Annotated in this window: 11 protein-coding genes; 5 read left to right on the forward strand and 6 right to left on the reverse strand. The window is 72.2% G+C overall.

Annotation, left to right across the window (positions count from 1 at the left end):
- Window positions 1-2: 2 nt before the first annotated feature.
- Entirely contained in the window at window positions 3-1,655 is a 1,653-nt protein-coding gene (locus ACWCPW_RS12595; protein ID WP_449761543.1) for a carboxyl transferase domain-containing protein, read from the reverse strand.
- On the reverse strand, window positions 1,652-2,962 hold the full coding sequence (locus ACWCPW_RS12600; protein WP_449761544.1) for a CaiB/BaiF CoA transferase family protein: 1,311 nt from the start codon (window positions 2,960-2,962) through the stop codon (window positions 1,652-1,654). Before ACWCPW_RS12600 ends, ACWCPW_RS12595 begins: the two co-directional genes overlap by 4 nt.
- Window positions 2,963-3,244: 282 nt before the next feature.
- Here ACWCPW_RS12600 and ACWCPW_RS12605 point away from each other — a divergent pair, with 282 nt between their 5' ends.
- Genes ACWCPW_RS12605 through ACWCPW_RS12615 form a run of 3 tightly spaced genes read left to right on the forward strand, consistent with a single transcriptional unit; the run spans window position 3,245 to window position 6,487 of the window.
- Complete coding sequence (locus ACWCPW_RS12605) at window positions 3,245-4,660, forward strand: amidase (protein ID WP_449761545.1); 1,416 nt, start codon at window positions 3,245-3,247, stop codon at window positions 4,658-4,660.
- Window positions 4,661-4,706: 46 nt separating this feature from the next.
- The gene (locus ACWCPW_RS12610) at window positions 4,707-5,024 is read left to right on the forward strand and encodes a hypothetical protein (RefSeq protein WP_449761546.1); all 318 of its coding nucleotides are present in this window, start codon (window positions 4,707-4,709) and stop codon (window positions 5,022-5,024) included.
- Entirely contained in the window at window positions 5,021-6,487 is a 1,467-nt protein-coding gene (locus ACWCPW_RS12615) for a sodium:solute symporter family protein (protein WP_449761547.1), read from the forward strand. The genes ACWCPW_RS12610 and ACWCPW_RS12615 overlap by 4 nt, the downstream gene beginning before the upstream one ends.
- 89 nt (window positions 6,488-6,576) lie before the next feature.
- On the opposite strand, the gene ACWCPW_RS12620 is transcribed toward ACWCPW_RS12615, so the two are convergent.
- Window positions 6,577-8,226 carry an alpha/beta hydrolase gene (locus ACWCPW_RS12620; protein ID WP_449761548.1) on the reverse strand — a complete coding sequence of 550 codons (1,650 nt, stop codon included), beginning with the start codon at window positions 8,224-8,226 and terminating at the stop codon, window positions 6,577-6,579.
- A 285-nt stretch (window positions 8,227-8,511) separates the two neighbouring features.
- On the opposite strand from ACWCPW_RS12620, the gene ACWCPW_RS12625 reads away from it, so the two are divergent.
- On the forward strand, window positions 8,512-9,363 hold the full coding sequence (locus ACWCPW_RS12625) for an alpha/beta fold hydrolase (RefSeq protein WP_449761549.1): 852 nt from the start codon (window positions 8,512-8,514) through the stop codon (window positions 9,361-9,363).
- 36 nt (window positions 9,364-9,399) lie between these two features.
- Here ACWCPW_RS12625 and ACWCPW_RS12630 read toward each other — a convergent pair whose 3' ends face one another.
- The gene (locus tag ACWCPW_RS12630) at window positions 9,400-9,669 is read right to left on the reverse strand and encodes a hypothetical protein (protein WP_449761550.1); all 270 of its coding nucleotides are present in this window, start codon (window positions 9,667-9,669) and stop codon (window positions 9,400-9,402) included.
- On the opposite strand from ACWCPW_RS12630, the gene ACWCPW_RS12635 reads away from it, so the two are divergent.
- Window positions 9,670-10,269: a dihydrofolate reductase family protein gene (locus tag ACWCPW_RS12635; protein ID WP_449761551.1), complete on the forward strand. Its 600-nt coding sequence runs from the start codon at window positions 9,670-9,672 to the stop codon at window positions 10,267-10,269.
- Between the two features lie 246 nt (window positions 10,270-10,515).
- On the opposite strand, the gene ACWCPW_RS12640 is transcribed toward ACWCPW_RS12635, so the two are convergent.
- Both ACWCPW_RS12640 and ACWCPW_RS12645 read right to left on the reverse strand, forming a co-directional pair.
- Window positions 10,516-11,442, reverse strand: a complete 927-nt coding sequence (locus ACWCPW_RS12640; RefSeq protein ID WP_449761552.1) for a MerR family transcriptional regulator — start codon at window positions 11,440-11,442, stop codon at window positions 10,516-10,518.
- A 937-nt stretch (window positions 11,443-12,379) separates the two neighbouring features.
- Window positions 12,380-13,030, reverse strand: a complete 651-nt coding sequence (locus ACWCPW_RS12645; RefSeq protein WP_449761553.1) for a hypothetical protein — start codon at window positions 13,028-13,030, stop codon at window positions 12,380-12,382.
- Window positions 13,031-13,131 lie beyond the last annotated feature (101 nt).

A 13,131-nucleotide genomic window follows, 5' to 3' on the forward strand; every position in this document is an offset into this window, starting at 1 on the left:
GTTCAGCGGGCGGCTCGGGCGTGGGCGAACTCCTCGGCGATCGCCGTGCCGAGCCGGTCCAGGAAGTCGCCCGGCGTGGGCGGCTCGGGGTCCGCGACGTCGGCGGGTTCGGCGGTTTCGGTGGCTCCCGCGACGTCGGCGGCTCCCGCGGGTCCCGCGACTTCGGCGGTTTCCCCGGCTTCCCCGGCTTCCCCGGCTTCCCCGGCTTCCGCGACGACGCGATGCACGATCCCGGCTGCCAGCAGGGCCCGGGCGCCGATGCGTTGTTCGTCGGCGAGTTCGGCGGCCCGGGTGGTGCCGCGATACACGATCGCCGACGCGCCCTCGGGCGGCAGCGGGGCCAGCCACGCGTGTTCGGCCGCGATCCGGCGCACCGCCGGCACCAGGGCCAGCGCGGCGCCGCCCGCGCCCTCGCCCAGCAGCAGACTCACGGTCGGCACGGGGGAGGACCCGAGGTCGGCCACACAGCGGGCGATCTCGCCGGCCAGGGCTCCCTCCTCGGCGGCCGGCGTCAGCGCGGCGCCGGCGGTGTCGACGACGGTCAGCAGCGGCAGGCCCAGTTCGGCGGCCAGCCTCATCCCGCGCCGCGCGGTGCGCAGGCCGCCCGGTCCCACGGGGCCGCGCACGGCCGCCCGTTCACGATCGTGGCCGACCACGACACAGGCCGTTCCGCCGATCCGGGCGAGGGCGATCCGCATCGCGTCGTCGCGCTCGCCGGCCCCGGTCCCCGACAGCGGGACGAGCGTTTCGGCGCGGCGCAGCAGGTCGGCGAGTCCGACACGATCCGCCCGGCGGGTACGGACGACGGACCGCCAGACGTCGTGCGGGGCGCGGGCCGGACGAGGACGCGGGTTCGGGGGCGCCCCGACGGGACTCCCGTACGGATCCGAGGGCGCCGCGGCGGGATGGGGCCCCGAGCCCGAGTGCGCCGAGGCGGTCGTCCGTGCCGTGGTGGTGGACCGTTGCCCGGACAGCAGGTCGAGCGTCCTCGCCGTGCGGCGGCGCAGTTCGGGTGTGGTCGACACCGCGTCCAGGACGCCCCTGCGGCACAGGTTCTCCGCCCGCTGCACCTGTTCCGGGAACGGTGCGCCGTGCAGCGCCTCGTACACGCGCGGCCCCAGGAACCCGATCAGCGCCCCGGGTTCGGCGGTCGTGACGTGTCCGAGCGAGCCCCAGGACGCGAACGCCCCGCCGGTGGTGGGATGGCGCAGGTGGACCAGGTAGGCCAGGCCCGCGGCCTTGTGCGCGACGATCGCCGCGGTGATGTCGATCATCCGCACGAACGCGGGCGTACCCTCCTGCATCCGGGTGCCGCCCGAGACGGGCGAGGCGAACAACGGCAGTCGTTCGGTGCCGGCCCGACGGATGGCCGCCACCAGGCGGTTCGCGGCGGCGTCCCCGATCGATCCGGCGAGGAAGCCGAATTCGCCGAGGAGCACGGCGATCCGGTGCCCGGCGACGCGCCCCTCGCCGGTGCGTACCGACTCGTCGCTCCCGCTGCGCGCGCGGGCGTGCGCGAGGGCGTCGGCGTACGGGCCCGGAGCGGTGCGCGGCGGGATCGGCTCGTCCCAGGAGCGGAAGCTGTCGGGGTCGAGCAGGTCGGTGGCGAAATCGAGGGCGGTGGGCCGACGGCGGGTCGCGGCGGTGGGCGTCATCGGCGCGTCCGTACGTCGGTGTGCGGGCCCGGGCGCACGCCGGCCGCGACGAAGGGCCCCGCGTCGCGGGGCGCGTCGTCGGCGGACCGGGACGGGTCGCAGGAGTCCGTGCCCGAGGGGTGTTCGTCCTCGGCGTCCCGGGCGTCCAGCCACGCCCGCACGCTCGCGTCGTGTTGGCCGAGGGTGGGCGGCGCGGTGTGCTCGCGGCGTCCGCCGTCGTCGAAGCGCCAGGGCGGTCCGGGCAGTTCGATCGCTCCGAGCGTGGGGTGCTCCACCTCGACGACCAGTCCCTGCTGCCGGGTCTGCTCCCACGCGTACACCTCGTCGATGCCGCGCACCCTCCCCGCGGGCACCCCGGCCGCGTCGAGCCGGGCGAGCCAGTCGGCGGCGCTCGCGCCCGCGAAGACCGCCGTCAGTTCGGCCGCCAGCTCGTCGCGCCGGCGGACCCGGTCGCCGTTGGTCGCGTAGCGCGGGTCGTCCGGATCCAGGCCGGTGACGGCGGCGAGGGCACGCCACAGCGCCGGGCTGCCGGCGGCGAGCTGGATGTCGCCGTCGGCGCAGGGGAACAGCCCGTACGGAGCGATCGAGGGATGCTGGTTGCCGGTCGGCTCGGGGAGGTCGCCGGCGACGGTCCACCGGGTGCCCTGGAAGCTGTGGATGCCGATCATCGAGGACAACAGCGAGGTTCGCACGACGCGTCCGCGGCCGGTGGCCTGCCGCTCCAGCAGCGCCGCGAGTACGCCCGAGACGCCGAAGATCCCGGCGAGCAGATCGGCGATCGCAGTGCCGACCTTGGTCGGCGCGCCGGGCCCGCCGGTCAGGCTCATCAGGCCGGCCTCGCCCTGCGCGATCTGGTCGTAGCCGGCCCGCCCGCCGTGCGGCCCGTCGTGGCCGAATCCGCTGATCGACAGCACCACCAGGCCGGGATTGAGCTCGCGCAGGCGCTCGACGGTGAAGCCGAGTCGGTCGAGCACCCCGGGCCGGAAGTTCTCGATCAGTACGTCGGCCCGACGGGCCAGCCGGGTCACCAGGTCGCGGCCCTCGGCACTCTTGAGGTCGGCGGTGACCGACTCCTTGTTGCGGTTGCAGGCCAGGAAGTAGGTCGACTCGCGGGCATCCGCCGGACCGACGAACGGCGGACCCCAGCCCCGGGTGTCGTCGCCGCGGCCGGGCAGTTCGACCTTGATCACGCGGGCCCCCAGGTCACCGAGCATCATCGCGGCGTGCGGGCCGGCGAGGGCTCGGGACAGGTCGAGGACGAGGCGGCCGTCGAGCGGGCCGCGGGTAGCGGACGGATCGCCGGACATGGGACCCCTTACATGTGCGATGTGCATTGACTGAAACAGTCAGAGGGTAAGCATGTATGGCTGAATTCGTCTAGATCGGACCGTGTGTTTTCTTGTTCGATCGCCAAGCGCAAGGCCGTGGACTTTCGGCCGATCACTCGTCGGCCGAAAAGTTCATACTGCTCAAACCCTTGACTGAATTCGTCAACGATCCGCAGACTGGCCCGGCCGCACCGGAGGCGCACCGCCGCCGGTCGCCACCCCACACCTCCCACTTCCGCCGCCGCTCGCACCGGGACACCCATGACCGACGACATCCCCGACCTCGACGCCACCGACCTCGCCGCCCGCATCGGGCGGCGCGAGTTGTCCAGCCGCGAGGTGGTCCAGGCGCACCTGGACCGCATCGCGGCGGTGAATCCCGCGATCAACGCGATCGTCACCCTCGACCCCGAGGGCGCCCTCGCCGCCGCCGACGCGGCCGACGCGGCGCTCGCCCGCCGGGACGCCACCGGTCCGCTGCACGGACTGCCGATCGCCTTCAAGGACACCCACCACACCCGGGGCATGCGCACCACCCACGGCTCCCCGCTGCACGTCGACGACGTGCCCGACCACGACGACCCGCTGGTGGCCCGGGTCACGGCGGCCGGCGCGATCCGGATCGGCAAGACCAACGTCCCCGAGTTCGCGGCCGGCTCGCACACCTTCAACACCGTCTTCGGCACCACCCGCAACCCCTACGACCCCTCCCGCTCGGCGGGCGGCAGCAGCGGCGGGGCGGCCGCGGCCCTCGCGGCGGGCATGCAGCCGATCGCCGACGGCAGCGACATGGGCGGCTCGCTGCGCAACCCGGCCTCCTTCTGCAACGTCGTCGGCCTGCGCCCCACGCCGGGCCGCGTGCCGCAGGCCCGCTCCGGCAGCAGTTGGGAGACGTTGGCGGTGGCCGGCCCGATGGCCCGCACGGTCGCCGACACCGCGCTGCTGCTCTCGGCGATGGCCGGGCCCGATCCGCGCGACCCGATCGCCCTGGAGACACCCGGATCGGCGTTCGCGGCGCCCCTGGACTTCGACCCGCGAGGGCTGCGGGTCGCCTGGGCGCCGGACCTGGGCGGCAGCGTTCCCGTCGACCCGGAGGTGCTCGACGTCCTGGCGGACGCGGTCGCGGTGTTCGCGGACCTCGGCTGCCACGTCGAGTCGGACAGCCCCGACTTCCGCGGCGCCGACGACGTCTTCCGCACCCTGCGCGCCCACGAGTTCAACCTCGGCCTCGGCCACCTGCTCGATTCCTCGCGCGCGGCGCTCAAACCGAGCCTGGCGTGGAACATCGAGGAGGGCCGCAGGCTCGGCTCGGACGATCTCGCGCGCGCGACGATCGCGCACAGCCGGCTGTACGCGCGCGGCATCGACTTCTTCGACCGCTACGACGTGCTGCTGGCCCCGGTGAGCCAGGTCGTGCCCTTCGACGCCGACCTGGAGTACCCGCGATCGGTCGCGGGCGTCGCGCAGCACACCTACCTCGACTGGATGCGCTCCGCGTACTACGTCACGCTGCTCGGCGCCCCCGCGCTGTCGGTGCCGGCCGGATTCACGCCCGGCGGGCTGCCGGTCGGCCTACAGATCGTCACCGCGCCGCGGTCGGACCTGACCACGCTGCGAATCGGCGCGGCGTTCGAGGCCGCGACCCGACACGGGCGCCGCCGCCCGCCCCTGGGCTGAACCCGCCCTCGTCCCCGCCGCGTTCCGTCCCCTTCAGGGAGCCCCGATGAGAAAACGCCACGCCGCATGGGCCGCGCTGCCCGTGCTCGCCTTCTTCGCAACTCCCTACCTGCCGTTCGTCAACGGCCCGCACCTGTGGCTCGGGCTGCCCTCGGTACTGGTCTGGGCCGTCCTGTGGACCGTCGGCTGCACCGTCGCGCTGTTCGCGATCGAGCGCTACGCCGATCACCCCGAGGACGACGAGCACGAGGTGGACGACGAGCACGCGGTGGACGACGAGCACGACGGCGCCGGATCCGCCACGAAGGCCGTGAAGGCCGGGAAAGCCGTGAAGGCCGCAGCCGCATCGGAGATCACGTCGTGAACAGCACCATGGTCATCACCGTGCTCGGCATCGTGGCCCTCGCCGCGATCGGCGTCGGCGGCCGGCGGCCGGCCAAGGGCGAACTGGGCGAATGGACCGTCGGCAACCGGCGCTTCTCGGCCATGACCTCGTGGTTCCTCCAGGCCGGCGAGTCCTTCACCACCTTCAGCTTCCTGGGCCTGGCCGGTCTCGCCTTCGGGGGCGGCGTGGCGGCCACCTACGCGCTCGGCTACCTCGCCATCTCCCTCGTGACGATGTACTTCATCGGCCCGCGCACCTGGCGCCTGGGCCGCGACCGCGGCTACCTGACCCAGGCCGACTTCTTCGCCGACCGCTTCGCCAGCCCGCTGCTGGGCAAGGCGGTCGCGGTGGTCGGCGCGGTGTTCCTGCTGCCGTACCTGCAGTTGCAGATCACCGGCCTGGGACTGATCGTGCAACTGGCCACCGGCAGCAAGGCCGGCGGCCACCTGAGCATGGTGCTCGCGACCGTCCTGACCGCGGGCTTCGTGTTGTGGTCCGGCATCCGGGGGATCGCCCGCGTGGCGTACGCCAAGGACGTGCTCATGGTCTTCGCGCTCGTCGCGCTCCTGATCGCGGTGCCGATGTCGGTCACCGGCGGGTTCGCGCACATCTTCGACACCGTCCGGGACAGCCACGCGTCGTTGCTGAGTGTCGGCGGCGACTACGACAAGACCTGGTACACCACCGCGCTGCTGATCAGCGCGATCGGATCGGGCCTGAACACGATGCCGCACCTGTGGCCGCCCGTGCTCTCCGCGCGCAGCGCACGCGCCCTGCGGCAGAACTACATCTGGCTCCCGCTGTACCAGGTCGCCCTCGCGGTCCCGGTGATCGTGGGCTTCGCGGCGGTGCTCGAACTCTCGCCCGACAGCGCCGGCAACGGCGTACTGCTGACCATGGCCGGGCACTCGATGCCCGGTTGGCTGGTCGGCGTGGTCGCGGTCGCCGCGGCCGCCGCCGCGATGGTGCCGTCGGCGGCGATCGTGATGGGCATCTCGACCCTGGTGTCGCACAACCTGGTGCCCGTACGCGGCGAGCGCAACCGACTCCGGGTCAACCACGCGTGCGTGGTGCTCGCGTCCGGCCTCGCCCTGATCCTGGCGCTGGGCCGCCCGGGACTGCTCGCCAACCTGCTGCTGCTCACCTACGGCGGCCTGTCGCAACTGGCGCCGGCCACCGTGATGGCGCTGCGCCGGCGCAACCCGCGGGCCGCGATGCCCGCGCTCCTGGGCATCACGACGGGCATCGGCGTACTGAGCTGGCTGACGTTCGCCCATGTCGACGTGGGGAGTTGGGACGCGGGGTTGATCGCCCTGGCGCCCAATCTCGTGGTCACCCTCGGGGCGTACCTGCTGTGGCCGCGGCGCCCGGACCGAGAGCCCACGCCCGAGCGGGCGGACCGCGCGCCGCGCGCGCCGAAGCCGGCCGCGGCGGGAGTGTGAGCGCACCGCATCGACACCCGCCGCGACCGGAAGTGCCCTCCGGTCGCGGCGGGTTCCTTGCGACGAGCAGGTGATCACGCCCGCGTCTGCTACTTCCCGTCCGTGCACCGTGTGCCGGCCGCCGGGAGGCTGCCGTCCACGAGGTAGGCGATGATGTTCGCGTCGACGCACTTGCTGCGACCGAACGCGCCGTGGCCCTCGCCCTCCAGGGTCAGCAGCGTCCCGTGCGCGAGGTCCTTGGCCAGCTTCTCGGAGGCGGCGTACGGCGTGGCCGGGTCGCCCGTCGTGCCGACGACCAGGATGGGCGCGGCGCCCTCGGCCCGGATCACGTGCGGCTTCTCCGGCGTTTGATACGGCCAGAACTCGCAACCGGGACCCTCGATGTCGGAGGCGACGGTGTCCTTCGAGAACAGCGGTGCGTCGGCCTTGAGCTTCGCCAGGACCCGCTGGACCGCTTCGGGGGAGGGGGCGGGAGCGGCGCCGTCGGCACAGCGGATCGCCGCCCGCGAGTCCGAGCCGTTGTCGTAGTGACCCTTGTCGTCCCGGCCCAGGTAGCGGTCCGCGTAGAACAGCAGGGCGCTGCCGTCCTTGCCGATCATGGCCACGGTGAGTGCCTCGCGCAGGTACTTCCACGAGGTCTCCTTGTCGCCGTACAACAGGCTCTTCGCACCGGCCCAGCCGAGACTGGAGGTGAGCCTGCGTCCTTCGCTCGCGGTGCGCAGGGGGTTGTCCTGCAGCTTGTCGAGGAAGTCGGCGCCGATCTCGGCGGCCCGGTCCGGATCGCCACCCAGCGGGCAGCCCTTGCGGGCGGCGCAGTCGGCCGCGAACGCGCGGAACGAGCGCTCGAAGCCGATGGTCTGGTCGACGGCCGCGTCGAGCTTGTCGGCCGCCGGGTCCACCACGGCGTCCAGGACGAGCCGGCCCACCCGGTCGGGGAACTCCTCGGCGTACAGTGAGCCGAGGTAGGTTCCGTACGAGACGCCGAGGTAGTCGAGCTTGTCGTCACCGACCGCACCGCGCAGGACGTCCATGTCGCGAGCCGCGTTGCGGGTGCCCACGAACGGAAGCAGGTCGCCGGACTTGTCCTGGCACGCGGCGGAGAACGCCTTGCCGCTCCGCTCGCCGTGCGCCTTGCGCTCGACCGGATCGTGCGGCGAGTCCTGGGCGTTGCGCTCGTCCCGGGCCTTGTCGTCGAGGCAGCGCACGGGCGAGCCGGCGGCGACACCGCGCGGGTCGAAGCCGAGGATGTCGTAGCGGTCGTGCAGGACGCCGTCGAACTCGGCGAACCCGTACTTGACGAAGTCCTGCCCGGAGCCGCCGGGTCCGCCGGGGTTGAGCACGAGCGAGCCGATCCGCTGATCGGGCTTGGCGGCCGGATGTCGCATCACGGCGATGTCGAGCGACTTGCCGTCGGGAGCGGTGTAGTCCAGCGGGACCTTGAAGGTCCCGCACCGGAATTCGCTCTCGTTCTTCTTGGACGTCGCCGGGTCGTCCTCGCACGCCTTCCACGAGATCTTCTGCTCGTAGAAGGCACGCAGCGCGGGGTCGGCCGCTCCCTTGGGCTTCGCCGGCGGCGGGGTGGGCGCCGCCGGCGCGGTCGTCACCGGCGGGGGAACGGGCTTCGCCGCGGCGGCGTCGGACGCCGTATCGCCGAAGCCGGTGCACCCCGTGGCCACGAGCAGGGCTGCGGCCACGGGTATGGAGCGGCGGAAGGACGGCGCTCGGAAGGGAGTGATCACAGGTCAAGGACTACCACTGGGCGATTCGGCGTCGCACGGCGATATCCCCGCGCCGGACGACGCACCGACCCGGGCCGACGCGTCCACCACGCGGCCGGATCGACCCCGCCCCGGTGTACCGCGACCCGTGCGCGGGGCGGCACGGCCGCGGTGGTCGGTAAGTGCTCGCAAAGAAGTTCCGGGACGGCGATGAGTTTTCCGAGTGGCTTCGGTCTGATCAATTACAGCGTTCGCAGCGGGAACGAGAGCGACGCGAGACGCCGGAACACAGACACGGGAGCTTCCATGACCACCACGCACACCGTCACCTCCGCCGACGGAACCACCATCGCGTACGACCGGTACACGCCGACGGGTGACAGCAAGGGGACGGTGATCCTCGTCGGCGGCGCCTTCAGCTACCGGGGGTTCCCGAAGATGGTGGAACTGGCGCGGCTGCTGGTCGGTTCGTACGGGCTGACCGTCGTCGACTACGACCGTCGCGGTCGTGGTGACAGCGGCGACACCCCGGGGCGGTACGACGTCGCGCAGGAGATCGACGACCTGGCCGCGGTGGTTGCCGCCGAGGGGGGCTCGGCGGCGCTCTTCGGCTGGTCCTCGGGCGCGGGCCTGGCGCTGCGAGCCGCCGCCTCGGGGCGAATTCCCGGGATCGACCGGGTGGTTGCCTTCGAGCCGCCCTTCGTCGTCGACCGTACCCGCCATGTGCCGCCGGCGGACCTGGGCGAGACCCTGCACGCACTGGTCGCCGCCGACCGGCGCGGCAAGGTCGTGCGGTGCTTCATGACCAAGGCGATCGGCATCCCGGCCCCGTTCGTGGGGCTGATGCGGATCACCCCGATGTGGTCCAAGCTCACGGCGGTGGCCGGCTCCACGCCGCACGACTGGGCGGTGATGGGCGAATACATGCGTGGCGAGCCGCTGGACCCCGCCGACTGGGAGGGTGTACGGGTGCCGGTGCTGGTGCTCTCCGGCGCGCGCAGCGACGCGCTGCTGCGTACCGCGGCCCGGGCCGCCACCGCGGTGTTGCCCGATGCCCGGCACACCGAGATCCCGAAGCTCAGCCACAATCCGAACGTCGGGCTGCTGGCGCCGCCCGCCGGTGAGTTCCTGACCGGCCGGCCGGTGTCGACCGGCTGATCGCCACGACTCTTCCGGGCGTTCGTTCAGTGCAGGTCATTGCAACGCCAGGTTGATGGTATTTGCATTTGCCGGCATTTCATTGCAACGATATAACCCGCGTTCACCTGCATGAATGATGAAATCCGACGATCTCGTTGATTGACGTTCCAGTGAATGCAATTTAGCGTTTCCCCAGTTGGAAAACGGCAGGGCCCGGATCGCGGGTTCCGGAGAGGGCGCGTTCCAACGCGCCGTGGCACCGCGCCGGTGGCCACCGCACCGACTACCCCATGCCGCCACCACGAGAAAAAGCGAGATGCTCAAATGCGCATTGTAATCGGCGAGTTCGTCAGCCTCGACGGCGTCGTACAGGCACCGGGCCATCCGGACGAGGACACCGACGGCGGCTTCGCCCACGGTGGTTGGACCCACCCCTACTTCGACCCGGCGGTGATGGGCAAGGCCCTGGCCGAATGGAGCGCCGGTACCGGGGCCATGCTCTTCGGCCGCAACACCTGGCAGGTCATGGCCGCCGCCTGGCCGGAGCGCACGGGCGACCCGTTCGCCGACCACATGAACAGCGTCACCAAGTACGTGGTGACCAACACGCTCACCGACGACGACCTGACCTGGAACAACACCATCCGTATACCGGGCGACCAGGCCCTGGAGCAGATCGGGAAGCTGCGCGAGATCGACGGCGGCGACCTGGTCGTCACCGGCAGCGCCTCGCTCGCCCGGACGCTCATCGCCGAAGGACTCGCCGACGAACTCCGCCTGATGATCATGCCGGTGCTGCTCGGCGGCGGAAAGACGATCTACCCGGCCGACGGGGCCCTGCGCGCCTTCGACCTCGTCTCCACCGTCACCAGCGGCACCGGTGTCCACGTGGCCACCTACCGGGCCAAGGCCGCCGGCGCCTGACCACCCGGCACCGGTCCCGGAGACGGGTGATCCACGCCGGGCCGAACCGGGGCCGTCCCGTGCGCCATGCGCTCGCGCATGACCGCGCGGGACGGCCCCTTCCGGCGGTTCGCCACGGCCGGGTCGGCCGGGGGTGTGGCCGGGGCGAGCAACTGCCTCCCGGCGCGGTGCTGTTCCTCGATGAGTCGCCCGGTGTGCCCGGCCCCGGCCCGCCCGGCCCCGGTGCGCCGGCCCCGGTGGGTCCGGTCACAGGTCGCGGTCCTCGCGCAGTGCTTGGAGCAGCCAGGTGAAGTCCGGGAGCAGACCGGGCAGTACCTGCCAGCCGTTGACGACCCACACCAGTCGCCAGTACCGCTCCACGCGCGGATCGTCGATCTGTTCGAGGTGTCGGATCGTCCAGGCCGGCAGTTCTGCCTCGGACACGTGCGGGTACGCCCGCCCGAGCAGGCGGAGGATGTCCTCGATGACGGGTTCGGCCGCCGCGCCGAGCGGGTCGACGCCCGCTTCCTTCGCTGCGGTGATCCGCTCGCGCACGGCCTCCAGCACCTCGTCGGGGATGCCGGTCTCGGCCCGGTCGCCTTCGCGCTCCGCCGACTTGCGCATGCGGACGCGGAAGTCCTCGTCGCCGATGAGTTCGTTGAGCTCGACCCACGCCCGGATCTGCTCGGGAGAGGGGTCGTCGGGGAGGTCGGGGGCGGCGGCGCGCACCATGGTCGCCAGATCGAGGTAGGCGGGTTCGGTGCCGAAGGTGGCGCCGATGAAGTCGTCGATCAGGCGCCGGCGTTCGGCCGTGGTCAGTCGGGTGAGCTTGTGCATGAGGTTGGTCTCCTCTGGACCGGAGCCGTGGGTGGCCACGACTCGCAGGACACTTCGACGCAGTTGCAAGGTCCGGATCTGTACGTCGACGGCGTCGAGGTGGACCGCCGCGACCTCCGCCACCGACACCTTGCGGTCCAGCACGCGCCGGATCGTGGCGAGGTCCAGGCCCAACTCCCGCAGAGTGCGCACCAGGTCCAGGCGCAGCAGTGCGTCGAGGTCGTAGAGCCGGTAGCCGGCGGGGCTACGATCGGAGAACGGCACCAGGCCCGAGTCGGAGTAGAAGCGGATGGTCTTCACCGACAGTCCGGTGCGTCGGGCAACTTCCCCGATCGGATGCAGGGCCGCGTCGTTCATGTCCCTCATCCTGGCGTCTCCCGCCACTGGAGACTCAAGCCCTTTGTCGCCGCGCCGATCGGCCGGGGCCCGGTACCTTCGGCCGGCCGGCCGACCGCCGGCGGCTTGCTTCAGCGGCTGCTGCGCTCCTCCGAGAGGGCGGTGGGTGCGCGGTGTGTTCTGCGCGCGGTGCCGCGCGGGACCTTGGGGGTGTGCGCCGCGTGCTCCCGGCGGGGGTGGTGTGGTCGTTCTCCGGGGTGCGGTCGGCGGCTCACACTGGGTTCGATGCCGCGCCGGGGAGCCGGGACGGTTCGCGGCGGCCCCGGGTTCGTCTGGTGGGAGGCGCATGGCAGCCCCTGACGCGGTTCACCTTCCCGTTCGAGCGTGTCGTTGCGCCCGAAGGCGAGATCCGGCGGGCGCAGGCGGCCGGCGTGCGGTGGCTGTGCGAGCGCGGCCTGCTGGAGTCGCCGGGAACCGCGGCCCGGTACGAGCGGTGGAATGTGGCCCGGCCGGCGGGTCTGATGTACCCGCACGCTCGTGGCGCCGATGTACCCGCACGCTCGTGGCGCCGATCTGCTGCTCGGCGCCCAGGTCCTGGGTCCGTTCTTCCTGTTCGACGACGAGTTCGACGGGCCCGTGGGCGCCGACTGCCGAACGGCACCCGACCGGCCAGGTCGGCTTCCCCGACTCCGCACCGACTGGCCATGCGACTGGAGCGTCGACCCACCCCATCGGGGCCGGGCTGACCGCGGTGCTCGGTCGGGGCGGCGCTGTCGTCCGTCGTGGCCGCCTCGGCCATGGCCCCGGGGCCGGCTGCCCCGGGCTTGCGGGCGCCCGGGGCGAGGTGTCGTCACCGGGGACGGGCCAGGGCGCGGACCGTGGTCTCAACGCCGCGAAGGGGCCGGGACCTCGGAGCGGAAGGGTTTTCGCGGCGTTGCCGCATCCGGAGTCCGGGTGGTTACCGGGCCTCGGCGGTCAGGGTGACCGGGAGTCCCTTCTCGATGCGGCGCAGCAAGCGGCCACCGTGTACTTTCGGCGCGTCGAAGCCGCGGCGGTCGTCGTCATCGTCGGGGTCCTCGTCGGTGACCAGGACCTCGGGGACGAGGAGTGCGGCCGGATCGCGGTCCTGGGCGAGTTCGAGGTACGAGGGGGCGATCACGCCGCCGTGCAGTTCGCCGCCGACGAGGTCGGGGGAGAACTCGGCGGACAGGACGGTCACGGTCGCCCGCAGGTCGCCGTGGATCATCACGAGTTTGTCGGTCATGTTGCCGACGAAGGCGTCCACGTGCACGGTTCCCTGGACCAGGAGCTTGGCGTCGCCTTCGAGGTAGATGTTCCCGGCGCGCAGATCCCCCAGCACGATCAGTGCCGGGCAGCCGTCGTCCACGTTGACGATATTGCCGCCGACGGTCAGGTCGCCGTCGACGACGTAGCCCGCGCCGGTGGGTTCCGCCTCGTCCAGGTCGAAGTGGCCGGGTATCGAGGCGTTGCCCTCGTGTACGTCGTACGTCTCGTCGTACAGGTTCCCGTACGAGGATTCGGGGAACTCCCGTCGCTCGAAGAGCGCGACGGTCTCCGTCCAGTCGTGCGGGGTGCTTCGCAAAGTCATGGCGCGCACTGTTGCATACCTCCCGGACAGTCCTGTTGCACACCTCCCGGACAGTCGGGGGCTGCGGAGCCGGGGCCGCCTTCGATCGGCATCCGCGTTTC

The organism is Embleya sp. NPDC001921 (genome assembly GCF_053594475.1).